The sequence below is a fragment of the Oerskovia sp. NPDC057915 genome, assembly GCF_042887685.1.
Lineage (GTDB): Bacteria > Actinomycetota > Actinomycetes > Actinomycetales > Cellulomonadaceae > Oerskovia.
In genome coordinates this window covers 106,637-129,733 of record NZ_JBHVOS010000003.1, presented here as the reverse complement: position 1 = coordinate 129,733, position 23,097 = coordinate 106,637, and the positions used below count along the sequence as shown (strand labels likewise).

The following is a 23,097-nucleotide window of genomic DNA, read 5'->3' as shown; positions in this document are numbered from 1 at the left end:
GTCGGTGGGCCGGAGTAGAACAGATGTGCGACGCAGGACGATACCCGGCCACGCCGGGGGAGTGAGGGGCCCGCATGTCGATCGACGAGCTCGAGTCGAGCTTCGGACCGCCCGCAGGCAGCGGCGGCCCCGGGTTCGACCGCACCCCGCCGCAGGACATCGCGGCCGAGCAGAGCGTCCTCGGCGGCATGCTCCTGTCCAAGGACGCCATCGCGGACGTGATCGAGCAGATCCGCGGCACCGACTTCTACAAGCCCGCGCACGAGTCGATCTACGACGTCATCATCGACCTCTACGGCCGCGGCGAGCCCGCCGACGCCATCACGGTCGTCGCCGAGCTGACGCGCCGCGGCGAGCTGGGCCGGATCGGCGGCGCACCCTACATCCACGACCTCATGGCCATGGTCCCCACCGCGGCCAACGCCGGCTACTACGCGCGCATCGTGCGCGAGCGGGCCGTGCTGCGTCGCCTCGTCGAGGCCGGGACGCGCATCGTGCAGCTCGGCTACGCGACCGACGGCGGCGACGTCGACGACGTCGTGAACAATGCGCAGGCCGAGGTCTACGCCGTCACCGAGCGACGCACCGCCGAGGACTACATCGTCCTGGGCGAGGTCATCGGCGGGACCGTCGACGAGATCGAGGCCGCAGGGCACCGCGGCGAGGGGATGGTCGGAGTCCCGACAGGGTTCGCCGACCTCGACCGGCTGACGAACGGGCTGCACCCCGGGCAGATGATCGTGATCGCGGCGCGACCGGCCATCGGCAAGTCGACGCTGGGAATCGACATTGTTAGGAGTGCTTCCATAAAGCATAACATGACGTCCGTCGTGTTCTCGCTCGAGATGAGCCGCAACGAGATCACGATGCGTCTGCTGGCCGCCGAGGCGCGCATCCACCTGCAGAAGATGCGCAACGGCTCCATGGGGGAGGACGACTGGCAGAAGCTCGCCGGCACCATGGGCAAGATCTCCGAGGCGCCGCTCTTCATCGACGACTCGCCCAACATGTCGCTCATGGAGATCCGCGCCAAGTGCCGCCGGCTCAAGCAGAAGCACGACCTCAAGCTCGTCGTGATCGACTACCTCCAGCTCATGACGTCGGGCAAGCGCGTCGAGTCCCGACAGCAAGAGGTCTCCGAGTTCTCCCGTGCGCTCAAGCTCCTCGCGAAGGAGCTCGAGGTGCCGGTCATCGCGATCTCGCAGCTGAACCGTGGCGCTGAACAGCGCACGGACAAGAAGCCCGCGATGAGCGACCTTCGCGAAAGTGGCAGCATCGAGCAGGATGCCGACATGGTCATCCTGCTCCACCGCGAGGACGCGTACGAGAAGGAGTCCCCGAGAGCAGGCGAGGCAGACCTGATCGTGGCCAAGCACCGAAACGGCCCGACCGACACGATCACCGTCGCGTTCCAGGGGCACTACGCGCGGTTCGTGGACATGCAGGTCTGATTCGATAGCTGTCTGTCGACGTGCAGCCTAGATTGCACGATCCTCCACCTATGCTGCATGGCTGGCGCTTTGTAACGTGTTGGCCAGTTGATGGTGTGGTGGCGTCGAGGTGGGGGAGGTTGTCCCGCCCGGCGACCTAGGGGTGCGATAGTCCCGCGTGCCTCACCGTTCGAGGGGCGGGCCTTGCGGTTCGGGACAGCCCTTGAGTAACCCTTGCCCTCGCTGCAGTATCCGTTTCGGAGCGTGTGCCTAGCATGCGCGTCGCCACATTGATGTGGCCCCGGAGACTCACCACCCCCGGGTCCTGCTTGTTCGGACTTACCAACCGAGCTGATGTGCGGCTGTTGGGCGTCGGGACGAGTTGGGTGGTGACCAGAGTGGCGGAACACAGGGACGGCCCGGTGGTGATTCGGTCTGCCCGGACCGGTCGGCCACCCACACGTGACCGCGTCTACAAGGCGGGCGAACTCGTTCGCTGTGAGGCCCGCATCCCTGCGCGTCTTGCTCAACAGCTCTACGACACCGCCCACACGACCGGGAACCCGCTGAGCGTCGTGATCGCGGAACATCTCGATAGGGCCCTCGATGACGATGGGGGCGCCATGGGCTGATCCGGGATGGGCAAGGCTAGCCGAAAACGCGAAGTGGGTCCGGGAGTTGGCTCTCCCGGACCCGATCGCCTCGCTGCGGACTTACGCCTCCGCTGGACGAAACACCACCACTCATCTGGGGGTACTCCCATGTCTTCAGCACGTCCAAACTGCACTTCCGAAACTCCGTCCGTCAACCCGCAGCACGACCTTCTGTCGACTGCCAGACCGCCATGCAGGCCTCGCCGGTGTCGTGGCTACGTGGCGCATACACACCACTGCGGGTGGTGACTTGGCCTGGGATTGGCGACAAGAAGAGCTTCCGGTCCGCTATCTTGCTCCGGCCCGACGCCCTGCCGCGGATGCAATGTCCCGGCATGCTCCGGTCCACATGGCCTGCCAGACCACGGGCACGGTCCTCGTACTGGAGTCGGGGCTCGAGCACGAACTGGCTCGCGAGCTCGATCGTGACCCGAGCGTCGCGTGGATTGTTGCTCAGCCGGCCCTGCTGCGATTCGAGGGTGAACCCGGGCATGTGCCAGACCTCCTTGCCGAGCACGAGGATGGGCGAGTCGTGGTCTGGGATGCGCGTCCGCACGAGAAGCGCGGTGCCGAGTTTCTGCGCGCCGCCGTACTGACCGAGGAGACATGCCTGGCTGTGGGGTGGGAGTACGCCCTCTTTGACAGCGGCCACCGCGCGCCGACTCAATCTGGGAACAACGCTCGTCGCGGTCCTCGCGGTCCTCGCGGTCCTCGCGGTTCTCGCGGTTCTCGCGGGCAGCCGGGACAGCCGGTCGCCGCGGTGTTGGGCTCAGGACGTTGCGCCCTCCCAGGAAGCTGTGGACCGTCTGCGTGCCGCCTGCCGGGCGTGCACGATGAGGGGGACAGCCGAGGCGAAAGGACCGGCGCGCGGGAAGGACGCCGTCGCCGCGATCTCGCGCGAGCCCGCGGCTCGCGGCCGGGCCACCAGGACGACTCGAGCGCGCGGACACTCACCAGAACCCGTCCAGGCAGTGTCGCATGGTCGGGACGACTCGAGCGTGCCGGGCCGCCGTGCGTGAACCGCGCTCCGCCCTGGGGCGCCGGGTGGTATCTGTCGAGGACCTACCGGGACGAGGACCCACAGGGCCGGCTCCCCGGGCGGCATCGAGGACCCTCTGCTGATGACGCCAGGTCGCCCGCGCCGCACGCGGGGCCCACCGAGCCCAGCAGGGAAGCAGCGTTCAGGGGGACGCGTCCCCGGTCCCGCTGGCGGGGGTGAAAATGCAGCGTTTGCGCTTTGACGATGAGGACATTGTGCAGGAAGCCTTTGCGCGCAACATTGCGGCAAACCGGGCTTCCCGGGTCAAGGAGTCCTCGGCGTTGTACGAGCTGCGCTAGGTGCTGGCGCCTTCATGCGCCCGTCGTGGTGGCAGTGCGTTCGCGCAGGTGCGATGCTCTGCGAGCATTCACACCACTCCCGGGGAGCACCGATGACTGAACCCGACTATGACGAGCGCCCCTGGCCGCCACCGGGCACGTCGCTCTACGAGCTCGACCCGAGCGTCGACGCCGCCGATGCGCCGCCCGCAGTTCGTCGCTCCGCCGCCATCCTGCGCTCACGCCGGCTCAAGGTCGAACTCGACGCGCTCATCGGCCCCGACCCGGACGAGGGCAGCACCCACGCCGAGGCGCTGCTCCCCGTCGCCCAGCGCACCAGCGCCCTCGTGCACGCACTGCTGGGCGAGACGTCCGAGCAGACGGATGACTCGTTCGCGCTGGCTCTGCGCTTGCGCAACAGCGCGATGCACGGCGTCCGGGACGAGGTCCTCGACCAGAATCTCGCCGACCTGCTCCTGCTGCTCGGGCACGTCCCGCCGCCGAGCGCAGCAGAGCTCGAGGAGGAGCTGAAGGAAGCCCTGGAGCGCGCCCACACGGCCGACACCGCAAACGCCGACAGCACCCGCCGCACGCTTGAGGTCGCGCTGTTCTGCTACGCCGATCGCCTCGACCGACTCATCTCAGACACCACCCGCGGCCTGGCTCGCCCTACTGGAGCCCGCCCGTCAACGCTGCGCCGGCACCTTGCGAAGGCCGCACGAATCCTGGGGCCCGTTGGTTTGAAGAACGCGACCGCGGCCGCCCTGAGCGCCGCAGGTGACGGAGGTGTCACGGCAGTGCTCACGACCCTGAGCGCCGCGACGCAGAGCACCCTGAAGGACGCCGTGACGCTCGCGAGCGACCAGCTCAGCGCGTCCATCCTTGCCCAGGACGCCCTCGAAGCGCCCGCGCCAGTGCGCTTGGCCGCGCTCCTGGGTGTCGCAGCGAAGTACACCCAGCTCCTCATCGAAGCGGGCCGAGCAGAAAGCGTCGCCGACGCACCTGACCCTCTGGTCCGCGCGATCACGCTCACGCTCGTCTCCACGCTCTACGAGGCCATCTCGCTGACCATCGCAACCTCGAGCGACCTCGCCGCCAAGCACGCCACCACACGCATTCGGCGGGGCCTGGAGTTGCTCTCCTCGTTGCGCTGCGCAAATGACGGCGTCGTCACATCGGGCAGCGTCCGGGACGCCGCCCGTCACCTCGAACAGTTCGAGCACGACCTGAGGAAGTGTGCCGACCTGCTTAGAGCTCCACAGGAGGCCTGAGGCCCCGGCCACGTGCACCGTTCCCGCCTGTGACGTCGGCCTTTGCACGGCAGGACCTGGCGTCCGCACAGTGATCCCACCTCATAGACATGGCCGCGTGACCCGGCACAGTGCCCCGTGTCGCCAGCGCCACGCGGTGCGATGACACCACCGGCCCCAGCCTTGCGCTGGGAGCGCATCCCCGGGGGCGATGAACGGTGAGCCTCGACCAGCTCGCTCTGGACTGCTCGCTGCAGCAGCAGACCGTGACATCGAACGGGACGACGTGAGGGAGCGTCGGGAGGATCCGGGTTCGAGGAAGCCGGTCCTGACCTGGATGCGCCTTCCACCGGTCGTGATGGCGTCCTAGCCAGCGTTGACGAACGCCTCGAGGCGGGCGTCGTAGGCGACCGAGCGAGGTGCCGGTGAGGACGTAGGCGCGGCGGTGGAGCTCGGTGGAGATCGCGATCGACGTGGCGAGGAGGTTGGGCCGAGGCAGGGTGCTTGTGTTGAGCATGGCGTCGACGGTAGCGGCGGTGGTGAGTCAGTTGCGGTTGAGGCCGAACTCTCGGGTCATGAGTGCGCGCTTGAAGTGTTCCTCGGCGGCGTCGACATCTGTGCGGGGTGTGTCGGGGCCGAAGACGCGCAGGATGCTGAAGCGGAAGTCGCGGACGTGGTCGGGGTCGAGGCCGGCGAGCGTGGTGAGTGCGACGTTGCCGCCGTGGCCGGTGCGGGCATACGTGCTCCAGCGTCCGAGAAGTCGTTCGGCGCCGTCGGCCTTGCCGACGTAGTGCTGGCCGGTGCGGGAGTCGGTGATGAGGTAGACGGCCTGGACCGCGGAGAGGGCCGTCTGCCAGGAGCGGTATCGCGAGCTCTCGACGACGTCACGGAGGGTGGCAAAGTCGATCACGAGCCTGTCGAAGCCAGGAAAGGTCACCTCGGCAGGGTCGGTGATCTCAAGGACGGTGAACTGCGCGGCGGCGCTGCCCTGCTTGACCCAATTCACGGCGTCCTTGGACCACTGGACCACGAGACGCCCACTGAGGGTGGCAAGCCGGTCGGAACGTTCGAGGTCGAAGTAGCGGTGGGTCCGGGTCCGCTCGGCGGTCGCCTCGCCGCGGTTGTCGTAGGCGGTCAGGAAACGCGAGCGCAGGCCCCCGTCGGTCACGAAGACGAGCCAGTGCTCGGGCGGTTCGGCGGGGAACTTCCGGAAGCCCTGACGTCGCGTGTTGGCGTGAATCTTCTCGGGTGTGAGGTCGTCGGGGCCGGTGAGTCCGTCGGGGGTGTAGGTGTGCCGGATGACGATCGTGGTGTCGAGCTCGACGCCTGCGGCAAGCAGGAGGTGCCCGAGGTCGATGTCGCCGCCACGGCGGACGGGTGGTTTCATGGGACCCATCCTGCACGAGGGCGGCCCACGACTGGACCGAAGCACGACATCCAGCTCGGTCGATGGGAGCTCCCGGCGTGGAGGACTTCGACCTGACGTGCGTCCGTGCGACGTAACTGAGCGCGTTGAGTGTCGGCCCTGTGGAGTAAGGCTGTCGAGATGCAACCTAGATTGAGCGATCGCCCGGATAGCTAAACTGACCGGCCCTTGACCAAAGGGGCGAGGGGAGGATCACCCGTACCGGTTGCGGGCTTCTGCGTTCCGGCCCGGATAGAGTGCGTGGCTTGGCCGACATGCTTCCTCTCACGAAGCCGTCGCCTCCAACCGGGCCCGGGGTTTCCATGTCGATATGGCCATGAGTGATCTGAACCACGCCCACCGGGGGTACGTCTAACAGGACCTGTTGGCCGCGGTGGAGGCTGTCGATGTCATCCTCGGACGCGTCGGGCGGCTGAAGGGGTCGGCGGAGGCCCGCGTCAGTCTGGACGCGGACGACCCCATTGCCGTCCCAGTGGGCACGAAGTACACAAGCGAACCGCGCAAGGGTCGGGTCGGGCCGGTGTTGTACGGCGGTCATGACGGACTCACACGATGCTGGGCTCGTGTCGATCACCGGGGTGCGGCAAGAGGTGGAAGCAAAGCGACTTGAAACAGACTCTGAGTTGGAGACGAGTCGTAGCTAGGCAGACTCATCCAGCCTGGCGTTCGTTTCCCGGCCGAGGACTCCTGTCTCCAACAGGCGCGCCGTTAGCACGCGGGAGAGCGCCGGCGGGACCGCGTTGCCGATGATTACTGAGAGCTGTGTACGCGTCACGGTGGTGTCGAAGTGAAAATAGTCGGGGAATCCCTGGATGCGGGCGGCCTCGTGAGGTGTCAGCGTTCGTGGCTGGGAGGGATGTCCGTAACGGCCCTGTCCCATACTCCCGAAGCCACTGGTGATCGTCTGCGCCGGCTGACTCCAGGTGAGACGGCCGTACATCGACACGTACGAGTGGTCTCCACGGTGGCACTCCGGACGCCTGTCGTTCGGTAGGTTCACTTCGTCCTCGTCGATGAGCCACTTTATCCGTGCCTGGTTCTCAGGACTCATCTTCGATGGCGCATCGATCCATCGCTCCGAGCCGGCATGCTCCAGATCGCCGATAGCCCAGCGAAGGTCATGGGTTGGTTGGGGTGCGAACTCAAGGAGGTTGGCAACGGACAGGCCAGCGGCCAGCGCATCGGATCGCACTGCAAGCAAGATGTGACGCCGACGTGTCTGCGGGATTCCGAGTTGTACGAGTTCGACCCCGGTGGCAGCGACCTTGTACCCCGCCTTCTCAAGATGGGTTCGTGTTCGTGCGACTACTTGTTGCGAGTCATGCACGACAGCGGGAACGTTCTCGACCACCATGACCCGAGGGCGCAGGATCTCTGCCGCCCGTGCCATCCGCAGATACAGTCGGTTCTTCGGGTCATCCCGGCGCGTGTGGTTGTTGAGGTTGGAGTGTCCTTGGCACGGGGGGCCTCCGATGAGTAGGTCCACGTCCCCGACCTGTTCGCGGGTCGTGAGTTCCGCGATCGTTGGTTTGGCGCCCAGGGCGCCGTCGAAGTAGCTCTCGACCGGTGCCACGTGAACGTTCGCCTTCGGGAAATTCTCCTTGAACACTGTCACGGGTGCCTGCTCGAAGTCCACGGCCAGGGGCACACTGAGAGCGAGTCCATGGTCTTGTGCTGCCTGGGCGGCACCGAGCGTGAGGCCTCCGCAGCCTGCGAAGAGGTCAACAACGACAAGGTGTTGGTCGCCACGCTCGAACGCGGGCCTACGTCGACCGCGAAGGGGGTGCTTGCTCGCCATCCATGCCCTTCCGCAGGCTGTGCGCTTGTAGCTCAAAGGACTAGTCTACTTGAGATGCGTCGTGACCTGTGGTCCGACAACGTCGAACCACAGGTCCTCTTCAACCAACGTGCTGCCGATCGTTCCTGCCGCCACCGACCACAGCCTGGGGGAGACGCAGCGGGTGACTTGTCGGCGGGCGGGCAGACTCTCTGTGTCGCTCTCCACGTGAGGCTATACGATCGCGACGACGATGTTCGAAGGCGAAGGGGAGACTCGCTCGTGCCGCTTGAGGTGAACGGCCATGTTGGGCGCTTGCACCGGTTCCAGCCCTTCGACGCAGACAGTGCAGACCTCGTGTTCGAGCGCCAGACTGACCACAACCAGCCGATATTTCGCGTCGTGACGCGTGACTACCTGCTGTCCGTGGTGGAGTTCCCAGGAACTCGCACCATCGTCCTGACTGGGGACGCGGGACATGGCAAGACGAGCCTCTGCGCCAGCCTCTTGGAAGACCTCGGCGCGAGCAAAGAGGATGCCGCGCGACAGATCGAGCGGGCAGGCAAGCACGGTCGCGAGCCGGTTGGCACAACGGCCGCTGGACGCCCCATCTACATGCTAAAGGACCTGAGTGACTTCTCCGCCAGCGTCGGGGCTCAGCGACTCATCGACCTCCTGAACCCGCCGGATAGCGGGGTCGCGATCATCTGCGCGAACGAGGGCCAGCTCCGAAACTGCGTCTCCGACGATAAAGCGCGCCTCGCGCAGATAGTGGTCGACACCCTTGGTTCGGGTATCAAGCTCGGGACGGTGACGAGCAGTGACGGATCGGTCGTTGTCATCAACCTGAACTACCAGTCGGTGGCACCCGACGACCAGAATGACGGCCTCGTCGACTGGGCGACACGAAGCTGGTCGGCCGACAAGCGCTCGTGGCAGATCTGCAAGCGTTGCGACGCGCGAGATGCCTGTCCGATCCTTGCGAACCACGAGGCCCTCTCCGATGGCGCCAGTGGTCCGCCGCGGCGTCGCGCGGTCCGCGACGTGTTCAGCGCGGCAGAACGTACCGGCGCGATCATCACGGCGCGCCAGGCACTATCGGTGCTCGCTTTCGCGATCACGGGTGGGCTGACCTGCAAGGACGTCCACAGTAGGTATCGGAATGCGCGTACGGACGACTCGTGGCAGTACCCCTACCAGTATCACCAGGCACTGTTTGGAGATCGACTCTCACCGCAGCAACGCCAGCAGGTCCCTGCGATCGCAGCCCTGCGACGCCTAGATCCCGGGAGGGTCTCACGTCGCCAGGTCGACGACATGCTCGAACCAGAGGGAGCCAAGGTCACATTCCTCCCTCCGATGCCGGGTGCCAGCGGACGACCCCTGCGGACAGCCCAAGATGCGCAGCGAGAGGCGAGCGTGCTACGTGACCTCTACACGTTCTTGCGGAGGGCCGACTTCTTCAGCGGAGATGCGTCCGATCGGTTTGCTCGTCTGGGGCTCAGCGCTGGAGACGAGTTCGTCAGGATCACAGGAAATGCGTCTGACGCAAGCAAGACCGCCGTCCGCGATGTCGTCCTGAAGGGCCTCGAGGCAGTTCAGGGTATCCACCGGACGGGCAACAATCCCGACTTCCTCGTGCTCGATCCAGCGTTCTTCTCCCACCGTACGCGCGCCGCCGTTGTGTCGCGGACAGTCACCAACCGGAACGTTCAGATAGTCGACCAGGTGAGTCAGTGGCGGAGTGAAACTGAGCAGGAAGCACGGGGTACGCTGATGCACGAGGCCGTCGAATGGCTGAACCGCGTGATCTTCGTCCGCATTCCGGCTCCCTTAGGCCGCGCACCGATCGCCGTCGAAGTTGATCTCCTGCGGTTCGAACTGCTCAACCGATGGGCGGCCGGTCTGCGGAGCGGTACTCAGCACGAGGCGGAGATCCGAGGCCTAACCAACACCCTGGCAGCGCTTGCAGAAGCGGCCAGCGAACGAGAGGTCATCCAGGTGTTAGTCGGCGGTGCGCCGCGAAAGCTCACGATCGATGTCGGCGACCAGATCAGATCAGTCCGGGTCTGATGGCGGATCGGTCGAAAGCAGAGGTCGTCCTAGATCTGTTCGGGGTGAATATCGAGCAGCAGGGACGTGGGTTCTACGTGTCGCTCGAACTCCTCGCGATCGCTCGAGGAGTCTACGAATCAACTCAGTTGGAGCTCCTCGATCCGGGCGTTGACGTCGTCTCATACCGGCGGTCATCCCATGACTTCGCGCGCCGAGTTGCCGCCGGCGCCGCGATAGAGCCTGAGACACTTCAGGCCGCCGTCGACGGCGACGACGAGACTCTTGCGACCCTTCAGGCACTCACTTCGTCCCTGCTGGTGCAGATCCCGGGGCGCCGGAAGTCTCCGAGCTGGTACAACTCGCACTTGTACCCTTTTGTCGGTGAACTTATCCACTACGACGCAGCCGAGAGATGGAAGGCGGGGCTTCCGCGCGGGACGAAGGTGCCGCACATCGAACGCTACGTCCTACGTGGCGGCGGTGGGTGGGCATACCGTGTGCTCCGCTCTGACCCTGACGGCGCGCGACGCACCGTTACACGTGGAGGACTGATCGAGCTAATCCATGACGGCGAAACGTCCCTCGGAGAGATCGCGCGCGCCCTTAGGGCCCACGACTATGACACCGAGGACGACGCCTTCCCGGACAGGTCAGAAGCGGAGATCAACACTTTCGAGAAGCTCAGCCCGTGGCCTGAGTACCTGAGGCGCGGCGTGAATTCCATCGTCTCGCGCACCCAGGTCCCGAGGGCAAAGCGGATCGAGAGCCTGATGCATTGGACTCCCTACTGTCTCGCCCGACATCAGCTTCATCTCGCGCGAACGTCTCTGGACCTGTCAACTGAGACCGTCTTCGTCGACATGCTCAAGGACGCATCGCCGTTGCGCCGGCTGTCGCAAGACGGTCTCGACGGGTTCCGGAAGAACATCGTGAACGCGATCATTGCCCGCGCGACAACCCTTCACAGCGAAGCAGTGGCCAGCGCAAACGACGAAGGAGCGCGTCGGTACGCCCGACACATGACCCAGAGCAAAGCGGGGACTGGATCCCCAGTGGCGTTCTTCTCCGAGTCGCTAGCAGCCGTCGGCGCGCTCAACGCGACGACCGGGCGGCGGCACTTCACTATGAAGCCTCCGATGCTGGAGGCCATGGTCTGCGCGTCTCTCGCGCCGGGCCAGGAGGAGGAACTGTACGCCTTCTGCTCCCGGCTCTTCGACGAGTACCGCGTTATCGTCGACGACCGAACGGCCGGCGAACACGACCTCACCGTCGACATCGACGCATCGATTCTTGCTCGGAATCTGGACGCCTTCCGCTCGCGTCTGGCGGCTACCGGGCTCCTCACCCAGTACTCGGATGCCACGAGCATCGTGCGAGGAGAACCCCGGTGACTGACAGAGCAGACTCAACCCTCGGACGTGTCGTCGCCCGCGTGGCATTGGACTCGGTCACTCAAGGCTCGGACGGAACTCGTGCAGCGTTGCGAGTCGCAGCCTTCGAGAAGCCAATCGTGGAGTCCGCGCTGCGCGAGGTCGCACAGAGACTCGCCGATGGGGCAGCAACAGACGTGATCGTGAAGGTCGGCACGACCACGACGATAGATGGAGTGCCCGCAGACTTTCTGCTCGGCGACGGCGAGCAGCTCACGGCCTGGCGGAACGTCCCCGGGACAGGAGCATCGGTTCTACTCTTCGACTGGGGTCAGCCACCAGATTCCCAAGGACTTTCCGCTGTCAACCGCCTCGACGGTGCCGTTCTTCTCACCGGGCCGGACAGGGAAGCCCGGTTCGAGCTCTTCGCTCACGAGGCGTGGTTTGCCGTCGGAGGAGACGGCAGAGTTCCTCCCGCCCTCGTGGCGTACCAACGGCACATCTGGCGCGCGGTGTCGGACTCTCGGGAGGAGAGCCGTTCGCTCCGTCGACTAGCTCGCTTTCTCGTGGAGTCCGCCGGGAAGGTGGCAGCCTCCACCGTTCACAGCGACGAGGTGGTTCAAGAAGCCGCGTCTAGTGCCTTACCCAGCCTTGGCCTGTTTCCCGACAGCGTACTCTTCGCATCCGAAAGCACAGCTGAGGCGCGCATCAAGAAGAACGTGCGCGTCGCGGGGCTTAAGCAGCCGAGCGGAGCACTCCTTGCTGAGGAGGACCTGCTTGCACGCATCGATACAGCGGAGCTGACCGCGGTGTCACTCGAACGCGTCGCGCTCTCAAGCGATGACGCGAAGACACACATGCGGAATCTCGTCATGGAGGTGGGAGAGAGGTCGGAGGATGCGCGCCGAGCGCTGGACCTTCCGCTCTGGCTTGAGATCTTCGAAAAGCGTTCGACGAAGGTCGGCTTAGGACGTCAGATCCGTGACGTTGTTGAGCGCGTGGCCCCTGCTCGCTTGGAGGAGTTCGACGCGCTTCTGGTCGAAGACGGGCTGGACCGCAGTGATCAGGAGGCTGCCGAACGGTTCCTGTTCGAGGAGCCGCCGGTGGATGCTGAGACACTCGCAGACCTGCTGCCAAAGGTCCTCCGCCGACGCGTAGAGAAGATCGCGTTCCCCGATTCGCAGGTCGTTCTTGATCCTCTCCGCGCACTTCTACGGGAGCTCACGTACTTCGACGACGACGAGGAAGGGACGGTCCACGTCCGTGTCGAGGGCACGGTCGAGAGCGGGGGATGGACTCAATGGCTGTTTGCTTTCCTGTATGGACGGTCCCTCAAGCAAGTCCAGGCCTCAGCGGGACTCCGTCTGGGGCTGGAGGTCGAAGCCGGCCTCCTCACTTGCGACGCGCCTGAGTTGCCAGACGATGACGAGCCGTTCGATACCGTGGACGCGTGGGCGCCCATCCGCGTCGTCGTTGAGATGCAGGGAGGAGCTCAACGACGCTTCCGATGGGATCCGTTCACCACGCCTGGGCAGATCGCCGTCGCCGCTCTCCTGTGCGGATTCGAGATTTCGCCCGGAGAGGTGCACGAAGGCAGTTTTGACGGCTTCCTGGAGCGATTCAGCGACCCACGAGACTGGCAGCGACGTGGCCTTGAGCAACCAAGTGGGCGGTTCGGTGCAGAATTATTCAACCTGAGGAGGAAGCACTTCGAGGGTTTCACCGAGGGCGTCGACGCTGAACTGATCGGCGCGTATCTCGATGAGTGGGAGCAGGTGGTCGGCCGTGCACGAGCAAGTTTGGTTCCCGCGAATGCTCCTGATCCCGATCTCGCCGACGTCGTCCTCAGCGATGTCGTCCGGCTCTCAGACGGTCGTTTGATGATGCTCGCGACCCACCCGCTCCGTCTGCGTTGGCTCGCCAGGCATTACGCCGAGGTTACTTCGTGGCTTGCGAAAGCTCTCAATGAATGCCTCAAGCTCAACTCGGAGAACAGTGACTTGTTCTTCGACTCGCTTGAGCGTGTGTCGCCGCACGGGACGCCGGCGATGATCGTCGGGCCGAGCCAGACCGTCGCCATCCCGATGCGGGAGTCTGCTGGGCACGAGGAATATGCACCGGTCAGGCAGGGCGGCAATGAGTCGCGTGACTGGCTGGCGGCAGTGGATGAGACGGCTATCGAGGAAATGGTTCGGGTCATTACCGACTATCTAGCGACCTACCCGCACAAGATGGACGGGCTATCTGTGCTGCTCTTGGACCGCAACGGCGACCCGGTGCTCCCAGTTAGGGTCGCTAAGCGTATGCGAGCCAAGAATCCCAACCTCCGTTTGGACCTCGTTGTCCTTGCTCCGCGCGAGATGCACCATGGGATCATTCAGGCGTTCGACTTCGAATTCGCAGACTCGGACGTGGCAGAGGAACGTTTCCTCCCGGATGTTCAACTCGTCCTCAAGTCGTGGAACTCCGATAGGGATGTCGACCTCGCAGGACTTCAGGACTCGATCGACATCGCCCTCGCGCCAGCGCTTTTTGGCACACAGACAAGCCTCAACGCCAGTACGCGTGACCCGTCGGCCGTGCTGGCTGGACGCTACGACCCGTGGACGCATCCCGCTGCGCACAACCTGGCCGAGTCGAGCGAGAACGTCGTCCGTGAGTTGCTGCCCAGTTCGCCAGACGAAGTCCTTGAGACCTGGGCGACCCTGTGCGTCCGCTACGACCGTCGCTCGGCCGTCGCTCGTGAGGCGGAAGGCAACACCGACTACTTCGAGATGCAGATCCAGTTCGATCAGCATCAGAATCTCTTCGTGGCGCTCCACGGAGTTGCTCACTGGGTCGTGACGCTCGACGCCTTCATCGGGCGCGACCAGATCGACAACTTGCGGGAACGGCCGGACGTCATTCTGGTGAAGCCGGGAGTGGGCAAGAACGAGGCATACACGCTGATCGTGAGTTCCCAGACAGGCCGCGAGTTGGTCGTGAGGCGCCTCCGTCGGAGGCTCATCGATATCGGTGTCGTGGAGTCCGGCGAGGCCGAAGCGACTGCGTCCAGGTTCTACACCGTGGGCCGGAACGTCGTCCCGGGTGCGATCCTCCGCTCACTTGGTGTAGGTACGACGGTCAACGAGGTCATCGGCCTGGTCGCGACCCGCTATGTCATCGCGCAGCAGGTGCCGGTCCCATCTGATCAGAGCTGCCTCGTGGTCTGGCTCAGTTTCGACGAGCAGCAGAGATGGTTCGGTCGCGGGGCGAAGACGAGGGCAGACCTTGGCCGGTTTGCGCTAACGCTCGGCGAGGACGGGGGTGTCAAGCTCGACATCCTCGTTGCTGAGTCGAAGTTCCGGCAGACCTACGACCATGGGTCTGCCGAAGAGCAACTGAACCGCACGACGGATCTGTGTCGGCTCGCATTTGCGTCGGGCGACAAAGCGACCGACGATCACAAGTTCTGGCTCCAGGAACTTGCCTCGGCCATCGAGCAAACCAGCATCCAGGAACTCCCCGGGTCGGAGCTGCCATCCCGAGAGCACGTCGGCCCCGTGCATCCGGACCTGGCCGCACGCGTTGTCGAGGAGCTTCGCTCTGGCAACGTGGTCCTCCACTCCGTCAAGGGGCTGGCCGTCGCGATCGCGGCACGGCAAGACGACCCGGCGCCCGTTCCACGAGCACTCGGCAGCCACACCCTTGTGCGCCTCAACCGCCCCGAACTTCAGAAGGTCATCGCGCTGCTCCGCGCTGACATGGACCCCGCCCTCGTACTGGATGCGGACATCATTGAGACCGAAGGCCCGCGCTCGCACACGTTGGCGAGCCGCATTGACGCCTTGCGCGACGCGGAGAGTAGTGTGCCCTCCTCTCGTAAGGTCGACATGAATGGCGAGCGACTCGACGAGGACGGCGGCAGCGCGCCAGGCGTCGTAGACGAAGTTCACGGGCCGTCGTCTTCCCACACCGGGGGCCTCGGCGACGACGAGCTCCGGCACCGATACAACAGGGTGCTCAGCGTCTTCTCGCTCCACAACGTCCAGGTTGGACCGCCGGAGACTGGGGATGCGTGGCAGGAGGGACCAGGGTTCTACGTACTGCGATTCATCCCGAGACCGGGTGTCGCCGTGGACAAGGTGGTCAACCGTCGCGAGGAGATTTTCTTGGCGCTTGGACTCCCTGCCGGGTTCAGCATCCGCACGCGCAGCGATCGCGGCGCCGTCGTATTCGAGATCCCGAAGGTCGAGGACGAGAAGTACGGCGTGCCTACAACGGCGCTCTGGCAATTGTGTCCTGTCAGTGAGAGCGGCCTCATTGCACCGGTCGGTGCCGACATTGCTGGGATACCTGTCGAGATCCACTTCTCCTCACCCGACTCGCCCCACCTACTTGTCGCAGGTACGACGGGTTCCGGAAAGTCCGTCGCGCTTGACACGATTCTCAAGGGTCTGCTTCGCTACGACGCCGCTTTAGTGAGGCTTCAACTCGTTGATCCGAAGGGCACGGAATTGGTCGACTTCGAGGACGATCCGCACGTCGATGGTTCGATCGGGATGGATGCAGACGACGCTATCGAGATCCTGGCGGCTGCTGTTCAGGAGATGGAGGATCGTTACCGGGCGTTGAAGGCCGTTCGTGCTCGGAATCTGGTGGAGTACAACTCGCGGGTTGAGGCCGGGGAACGGAAGCCGTGGATAGTCATCGTTCTCGACGAGTACGCGGATTTGACCAGCGATCCCGACGACAAGCGCGCGATCGAAGATCTTCTCCGCCGACTGACTCAGAAGGCCCGCGCAGCTGGTATTCATGTGATTGCGGCAACGCAGCGCCCGAGTGCAGATGTCATCTCGACGACGATCAGGTCGAACTTCCCTGCCCAGCTCGCGCTGCGGGTTAAAACCGCAACAGACAGCCGGATCGTCCTCGACGAGACTGGAGCCGAGGCGCTTGCAGGGCGCGGTGACGCATTGCTGCACACCGCGCAGGGCACGGTGCGGATCCAGGTGGCCTATGACAACTCGTGACCCTGGGAAGGAGACCGGCGCGTCCGTGAAGGCAGTTTCGACAGCATCGTCACAGGCCGCGCATCGACGCATGCAAGCGAACCGGCGACGAGACACGGCGCCGGAACTTGCACTCCGCAGAGCCGCGCATGCACTGGGGCTCCGCTACCGCGTGGATGCTCGCCCCATACGCGACCTGAACCGGAGGGCCGATATGGTGTTCCCGGGAGCGGAGGTCGCAGTGTTCGTCGACGGCTGTTTCTGGCACGGATGCCCGCAGCACGGGACCAACGCCAAGCAGAACGCTGCCTTCTGGAGCGCGAAGATCGCTCAGAACCGGACCCGCGATGCCGACACGAACACGAGACTTGAACAGGCGGGCTGGATCGTCGTCCGCGTCTGGGAGCACGAGGATCCGACTGAGGCCGCCAAGCGGTTAGCTACGGTGGTCTTGCAGCGGCGGCGGACGGCGTCAACCCCAAAATCCGCACGGGTCAGCATCGGGAATGGGCCAGAGACCCTAAAAGCTCTGCGACCGGGAGGGTAGTCGACATGGATGCGGCGGTGTGTAGACCGATTGCCATGTCGGGGGTTCCAAGAACGCAGGCCGCGCGGTCATGAAACGTTGTGGAGCTTCGGGGGCTATCGGAGCAGAGACTCGAGATCGGCTCGTGGTTGTAATTCTCGGAGCTTCCTCCAGCTGGCCGTTTAATAACATTACTGATCAGCGACCACGCCCTCTGAGGGTCCAACGCATTGTGCGAGCGACTTGAGTTAATCGTCGGTATTGAGTCTCGGGAGTTCGCGGCGCAGCTTGTCATCAAGAGTGAATTCGCTGGCGTAGAAACTGACGGCGGTCTCCTGCTGGTCATCGTGTCGTGTGCGCCGTCGACGTAGAGGTAGGTGGCTCACTTCGGGTGCAGGAGAACATGGCCGATCTCGTGTGGGAGCGTCATCTACGAGTCGCCCGAGCGGATCGCGAAGAGGCCGGTCAACAGTGCTCGGTTCCAGTTCCTCGACCCGGAAGGGCATTGCCGGGCGAGACGGTGTACTGCCCACTGGGTGAGCAGCACTGGCACGGTGCCGCCCCTGCCTCGTTCATGGAGCACCTCGCGATCGCGGAGGGCGCCGACGACCCGGTCCGGAGCACGACCTGGTTCGGGCGCGTCACCGACGCGGAGTACGCAGCCCGACGAACGGGGCGGCGACCCTCCTGCAGCCGCTGACGGCCCAGCGATCTTCGCTGCACGCCGACTTGGCGTGACCGCTCGCCCGCGGGGCACGGTGAGCGGGCGTGCCCCGCGACGCCCGTTCACCGCTCGAGCAGCTCGCGCAGCTCCGTGGTGATGCGCTCGGGTGACTCCTCGGCCATGAAGTGCCCCGCGTCGAGGGTCTTGTGGACGAGGTCGTCGGACCACGCGGACCAGAGGGCTTGCGCGTCGTACCCGAGCGCGGCGCCCCAGTCCTGCTGGATCACGAGTGTCGGCATCGTCAGACGTACGCCGGCGGCCTGGTCCTCGCGGTCGTGCACGACGTCGATCCCTGCCGAGGCGCGGTAGTCGGCCACGATCGAGGGGATCGCCTCCCTGGACGCGCGCAGGTACTCGGCCCGGTACTCGGTGGGGATCGCTTCCGGGTCCGAGGTCCAGCCGTCGAGGAACGAGGCGAAGAACGCGTCGGCGGCTCCGGCGATCATCGGCTCGGGGACTCCCGCCGGTTGTGCCATGAGGTAGAGGTGCCAGGCGACCTTGGCGTCCGCGCCGCGCAGGATGTCCCACATGTCCAAGGTGGGCAGCACGTCGAGCGACGCGAGGTGGGTGACGGTGTCGGGGTGGTCCAGGCCTGCCCGGATCGCGACCAGGGCTCCGCGGTCGTGGCCGACGAGCGCGAACCGCTCGAAGCCGAGCGTGCGGGCGACCGCGACGACGTCGGTGGCCATCGTGCGCTTGGAGTAGGTGTGCTCGTCCGCCTCGGCCGGCTTGTCGCTGGCTCCGTAGCCCCGCAGGTCGGGGCAGATCACGGTGTGCTCGCGGGCGAGATCGGCCGCCACGTGACGCCACATCACGTGCGTCTCCGGGAAGCCGTGCAGCAGCACGATCGGTGAGCCGCTCCCGCCGACGGCGACGTTCAGGGTGACGTCACCGGCTCCGCGCAGTCGCTGGGCCGTGAATCCGGGGATGGAGAGAGTCACGAGGACCCCTTTCGTTCGGTCTTCGGGTCGTCCGGTCCCTCAAGCCTCGTGCCGCTCGATCAGCAACGGATCAGCACGCCGTGTGCGCGTACGGTGGACGGATGCGCCGCCCGCGATCCGTCGAACCGCAGGGCACGTCGGTCCTGCGGGTCCTCGGCCCGACGGACGGCACGCTCGCCGACGGCACGCCGCTCGCCCTGCGCGGTCCTCGGCACCGGGCGCTGCTCGGTCGTCTCGTCGTGGCGCGTGGGCGTCCGGTCTCCGTCGCTGAGCTGTCGTTCTCCCTGTGGGGTGAAGATCCGCCGTCGGGCGCGACCGGAGCGATCCGCACGTTCGTCGGTGACCTGCGGCACGCGCTCGAACCGGACCGCCTGCCGCGCCGACCCGCTCGCGTCCTCACCACGGCAGGCGACGGCTATGCGCTCCTGCTCCCCGACGACGCGATCGACGGACGCAGGTTCGAACGGGCGACCGTCCGTGCGACGGGCCTCGCTCCCGGTGAGGCGGAACGCTCCCTCGCTGCCGCTCTCGGGATGTGGCGCGGCACGCCCTACCCGGAAGCGGGCGAGGCGGCCTGGGCGGTCGAGGAGCGGGCGCGCCTCGCAGAGACGCGCGACGACATGATCGAGCGTCGCGCTGCCGCTCTCCTCGCCCTCGGCCGACCCGACGAGGCCGCGACGACCCTGCGTGAGCTGCTGGGGCGCTCACCTCTTCGTGAGCGCGCGTCGCTGCGGCTCGCCCGCGCGCTGGACGATGCAGGACGGGCGGCCGAGGCCATCGATTCGATCGATGCCGTCCGGGGGCGCCTCGCGGCCCTCGGGCTCGAGCCGTCGCGCGAGCTGGACGGGTTGCGGACGAGCATCCTCCGCCAGGAACGACCACGAGAGGACGTGGACGCGTTCGCCCGCGTCGCCGAGGCCTCGGCGCGCATCACGGATGCCCACTCCCGCCTGCGACTCGAGTCCACGGTCGGGCTGCTCCGCACCCTGGCGGTGTCGGGTGGTACGGGCCTCGTGGAGGCTCGCGAGCGACGTTCCGAGATCGTCGACGCCGTCGAAGGGCTCGGCGACCCCGCCCTCGCGGCGCGCGTGATCGGCGGGTTCGACGTCCCGAGCATCTGGCCGCGGTCCGACGACGAGGGCTCGTCCGCCGCCGTCGCCGCCGCGGCCCTGCGTGCCCTCGACCAGCTCGGTCCGGACGAGCTGACCGCGCGTGCACGCCTCCACGCCGTCGTCGCCGTCGAGCTCCGCGGGACACGCACGAGGACCGGGCGTGCGTCAGCCCTCGAAGCCGTCCGGGTCGCGCGTGAGCTCGGGAGCGCCGAGCTGCTCTGCTTCGCCCTGAGCGCCGCCGTGGTCCAGCGCTGCGACAGGCCCGGGCTCGCCGTCGAGCGCGACGGGCTCGCGGCGGAGATCGTCGACCTGGCCCGACGCCACGACCTGCCGACGTTCCACCTCCACGGTCTCCTCGTCCGCATGCAGTCGGCCACCGCGCTCGATGACCTCGGCGAGGCGGCGGCGCTCGCGTCGGCGGTCGAAGCGCTCGCGGACCGCCACGAGCGCCCCCTCGCCCGGGTCTTCACCGGCTGGAACGCCGCTGCTCGTGCCGCCGCGTGCCACGAACCCTCGGCAGAGGCCGACTACCGTGACGCCGCTGCGCTCCTCGACGACGCGGGCATGCCCGGTGTGGCCGAGGGGCTCCTTCCGCTCGCCCTCGTCGGTGTCCGTGCCGTCGACGCGCGGCTCGACGACCTGTACGCCGGCGCCTACGACCCGTGGCTCGCCCCTCTCCGTCACGCCCGGGCAGGTGAGACCGACGCCGCGGCCGCGCTCCTGGACGACGTCCCCGATCCTCCGGCGGGCCTTCTCCTGGAGGCACTGTGGAGCCTCGTGGCCGACGCTGCGAGGATCACCGCGCATCCGCACGCCAAGGAGAGGTCGCGCGAGGCGCTCGAGCCCGCGCGCCGCGAGCTCGCTGGCGGTGCGACGGGGATGCTCACGCTCGGCCGGGTGGCCGACCGTCTCTCGTAGCGGCGGTCCAGCCGGGGCGACGGAGCGGCCACGCGCCGCAGCGACCGAGGCGCTCCGTGATCAGAGGTCGAGGGCGTCGCCGAGAGGGTCCCGGCCGATCGTGAGGAGCCAGAAGCCGACGGCCCCGACGGGGACGGTGACCGCGAAGATGCCCCATGCGCCGCGAACAGCGCGGGCCGTTCGTCGTCGTCGGTCGAGGCGCCACCAGCGTGCACGCGTCAGGAGGGGAGGTCCCGCAGGTAGGCCTCGGACGTGGAGCGCATCTCGGACAGGAACGCCTCGAACTGCTCCAGGACCTCGTCCGGGTAGGCGCTCATCATCGCGCTGAGGCGTTCGCCCAACGGGTCGAAGAAGGCTTCGGCGATCGTCTGCACCCCGGGGGTGGAGTGCAGGGTGACGATGCGCCGGTCGGTGTGGATGCGGCTGCGCTCGATGTGGCCGTTCTCCTCGAGCCGGTTGAGCAGCGACGACGTCGCGCCGGAGGTCAGGCCGATCCGTTCGCTGAGCCGTGCGGGGGAGAGGGGCGTTCCTCGTTCTTCCGCCTCGAGGATCTCGATGAGCGCGGTGGCGTCCGTCGGGTGCAGGCCGAGGCTGCCCGCGAACCGCTTGCTGATCTCGGCGGAGATCGCACCGTAGGCGCGGAGCCCGTCGAGCAGCCGGTCTCGATGCTCCGGCGTGCTCGCGACGGCCTCCTCCGCAGGCTCAGGGCCGTGGCCAGGGCCGGCGTCGGGGCCTGGGCTCATCGTGCGTCCTCTTCTGGTCGTCGCTGCGGATCTTTGACAAGTTATCACGCGTGAAAGTATCTTCACCATCTAACTACTTGCTTATCAAGATAAAAGGAGGTCGACGATGTCGGCAGCATCCGCACCCGTCCGTCGGTGGCTCGGACTGATAGCCATCGCGCTGGGCGTGGCGCTCATCGTGGTGGACACCACGATCGTGAACGTGATCACCCCGTCGGTGATCGAGGACATCGGCATCGACTCGACGCAGGCGCAGTGGATCCAGGAGTCCTACGCGATCGTCTTCGCGGCCCTCCTCCTGCTCGTCGGTCGGCTGTCGGACCTTCTCGGGGCCCGCGCCGTGTTCGTCTGGGGGGTCGTCGGGTTCGGTGTCACGAGCCTCCTGGCCGGCCTGGCCCCCAACGGCGAGACCCTGATCCTTGCCCGCTTCCTCCAGGGCGCGACGGCAGCCTTGATCCTCCCGACCTCGCTCGCCCTGCTGAACCGGATGTTCACCGGCAAGGCGCGTGGCCACGCGTTCGCGATCTGGGGCTCCACCATCGGTGCGGCGACCGCGCTGGGCCCGGTCATCGGTGGCTGGCTCTCCGAGAACCTGTCGTGGCGCTGGGCGTTCGGCATCAACATCCCGCTCACGGTCCTGATCCTCGTCCTGTCGGCGTTCTTCCTGGTCCCCACCCCCCGCACCCGGGGCCGCATCGACGTGCCGAGCGCCGTCCTGTCGATCCTGGGGCTCGGGCTGCTGGCCTTCGGGCTCATCGAGGGGCGCACCTACGGCTGGGTCCTCAGCGAGAGTGCGTTCGAGCTGCCCGGCCTGACCTGGGCCTCCGGCCTGTCGCCCGCGCTCGTCGCCCTCGTGCTCGCGGTGGTCCTCCTCGCGGTGTTCGTCGCCCGCCAGGTCGTCTCCAGCCGCCCGACCAGCACCCGTGAGCCGTTCATGAACACGAACCTGTTCTCGATCGCCTCGTTCCGCAACGGCAACATCGCCACCACGATCATCGGGCTGGGCGAGTACGGCATCATCGCCGTGATCCCGCTCTGGCTCGTCTTCACGATGGGCTACACCGCGCTCGAGGCGGGGATCGCCCTCGTGCCGATCGCGGTCGGCAGCTTCGTCGCGAGCGGGATCAGCTTCCCGCTCATGGCGAGGATCTCGCCGCTCGGCATGGTCCGCATCGGGCTCGTGCTGGAGGCCGCGGGCCTCGCGGGGCTCGGTGCGGTGGCCGCGTTCACCGATGCGTCGTGGTGGCTCGTCTCCCTCGTGCTCTTCCTCTACGGGATCGGCGTCGGCTTCGCGACGTCGCAGGTCACGAACGTCGTCCTCGCCGACGTCCCCGAGGACGAGGACGGTCAGAGCTCGGGCATCCAGAGCACCTTCCGACAGCTCGGGTCGGCGCTCGGGATCGCGGCGCTCACGACCGTGTTCTTCTCCGTGCTGAGCTCGGACCTGCGCGCGCGGCTCACCGAGGCCGGGGCGTCGGCGGATCAGGTGGTGGCGTGGGGCGATGCCGTCACCGACAGCGCGGGAGCGGCCATCGCACCGCTCGCGGCCGACCCGGCGACCGCGTTCGTCGCGGACGCCGCACGGGAGGCGATGACGCACGGCCTCGCCCTGGGGTCGTACCTCGCCGCAGGGTTCCTGGTGCTCGGGGTCGTCGCGACGGCACTCATCCCGAACACCCAGAAGGCCCGACAGGAGCCCGCGACGGACCCGGTCGCCCCGGAGGCGGCCGGGGCCGCGCGCCCCTGAGGAGCGCGCGCGCCCGGACTCGCCGCACCGCCCGGAACGCGCCCACCCGGACGCCCGTGCCCGACGGCGCCGCTCACCTGCGAGGTGGGCGGCGCCGTCGGGCGGTGGTCACCCGGG

Annotated in this window: 12 protein-coding genes; 8 read left to right on the top strand and 4 right to left on the bottom strand. The window is 66.6% G+C overall.

Annotation, left to right across the window (positions count from 1 at the left end; translation table 11 throughout):
* Positions 1-74 precede the first annotated feature (74 nt).
* Positions 75-1,451, top strand: a complete 1,377-nt coding sequence (gene dnaB, locus ACFVQ3_RS03100; RefSeq protein ID WP_056654050.1) for a replicative DNA helicase — start codon at positions 75-77, stop codon at positions 1,449-1,451.
* Between the two features lie 2,062 nt (positions 1,452-3,513).
* Entirely contained in the window at positions 3,514-4,671 is a 1,158-nt protein-coding gene (locus ACFVQ3_RS03095; RefSeq protein ID WP_387634945.1) for a hypothetical protein, read from the top strand.
* A 523-nt stretch (positions 4,672-5,194) separates the two neighbouring features.
* Here ACFVQ3_RS03095 and ACFVQ3_RS03090 read toward each other — a convergent pair.
* Together ACFVQ3_RS03090 and ACFVQ3_RS03085 are read right to left on the bottom strand one after the other, a co-directional pair.
* Positions 5,195-6,037 carry a GIY-YIG nuclease family protein gene (locus ACFVQ3_RS03090; RefSeq protein WP_387634942.1) on the bottom strand — a complete coding sequence of 281 codons (843 nt, stop codon included), beginning with the start codon at positions 6,035-6,037 and terminating at the stop codon, positions 5,195-5,197.
* A gap of 679 nt (positions 6,038-6,716) precedes the next feature.
* Entirely contained in the window at positions 6,717-7,874 is a 1,158-nt protein-coding gene (locus ACFVQ3_RS03085) for a DNA cytosine methyltransferase (protein ID WP_387635138.1), read from the bottom strand.
* A gap of 261 nt (positions 7,875-8,135) precedes the next feature.
* Between ACFVQ3_RS03085 and ACFVQ3_RS03080 the strand changes: the two genes are divergently transcribed.
* The 4 genes from ACFVQ3_RS03080 (at position 8,136) to ACFVQ3_RS03065 (ending at position 16,816) form a co-directional block, all read left to right on the top strand.
* Complete coding sequence (locus ACFVQ3_RS03080) at positions 8,136-9,926, top strand: hypothetical protein (RefSeq protein ID WP_387634940.1); 1,791 nt, start codon at positions 8,136-8,138, stop codon at positions 9,924-9,926.
* Positions 9,926-11,299, top strand: coding sequence for a hypothetical protein (locus ACFVQ3_RS03075; RefSeq protein WP_387634938.1), 1,374 nt, complete (start codon positions 9,926-9,928; stop codon positions 11,297-11,299). The genes ACFVQ3_RS03080 and ACFVQ3_RS03075 overlap by 1 nt, the downstream gene beginning before the upstream one ends.
* 119 nt (positions 11,300-11,418) lie before the next feature.
* Positions 11,419-16,290: an FtsK/SpoIIIE domain-containing protein gene (locus ACFVQ3_RS03070; RefSeq protein WP_387634936.1), complete on the top strand. Its 4,872-nt coding sequence runs from the start codon at positions 11,419-11,421 to the stop codon at positions 16,288-16,290.
* The gene (locus ACFVQ3_RS03065; protein WP_387634933.1) at positions 16,277-16,816 is read left to right on the top strand and encodes a very short patch repair endonuclease; all 540 of its coding nucleotides are present in this window, start codon (positions 16,277-16,279) and stop codon (positions 16,814-16,816) included. The genes ACFVQ3_RS03070 and ACFVQ3_RS03065 overlap by 14 nt, the downstream gene beginning before the upstream one ends.
* A gap of 765 nt (positions 16,817-17,581) precedes the next feature.
* On the opposite strand, the gene ACFVQ3_RS03060 is transcribed toward ACFVQ3_RS03065, so the two are convergent.
* The gene (locus tag ACFVQ3_RS03060; RefSeq protein ID WP_387634931.1) at positions 17,582-18,460 is read right to left on the bottom strand and encodes an alpha/beta fold hydrolase; all 879 of its coding nucleotides are present in this window, start codon (positions 18,458-18,460) and stop codon (positions 17,582-17,584) included.
* Positions 18,461-18,561: 101 nt separating this feature from the next.
* Here ACFVQ3_RS03060 and ACFVQ3_RS03055 point away from each other — a divergent pair, with 101 nt between their 5' ends.
* A complete protein-coding gene (locus tag ACFVQ3_RS03055) occupies positions 18,562-20,490 on the top strand; it encodes a BTAD domain-containing putative transcriptional regulator (protein ID WP_387634928.1) in 1,929 nt (642 codons plus the stop codon).
* A gap of 218 nt (positions 20,491-20,708) precedes the next feature.
* Here the strand turns inward: ACFVQ3_RS03055 and ACFVQ3_RS03050 are convergent, their stop codons facing one another.
* The gene (locus tag ACFVQ3_RS03050; RefSeq protein WP_387634926.1) at positions 20,709-21,233 is read right to left on the bottom strand and encodes a MarR family winged helix-turn-helix transcriptional regulator; all 525 of its coding nucleotides are present in this window, start codon (positions 21,231-21,233) and stop codon (positions 20,709-20,711) included.
* A 106-nt stretch (positions 21,234-21,339) separates the two neighbouring features.
* Between ACFVQ3_RS03050 and ACFVQ3_RS03045 the strand changes: the two genes are divergently transcribed.
* Positions 21,340-22,980: an MFS transporter gene (locus ACFVQ3_RS03045; protein WP_387634923.1), complete on the top strand. Its 1,641-nt coding sequence runs from the start codon at positions 21,340-21,342 to the stop codon at positions 22,978-22,980.
* The last annotated feature ends 117 nt before the right edge of the window (positions 22,981-23,097 follow it).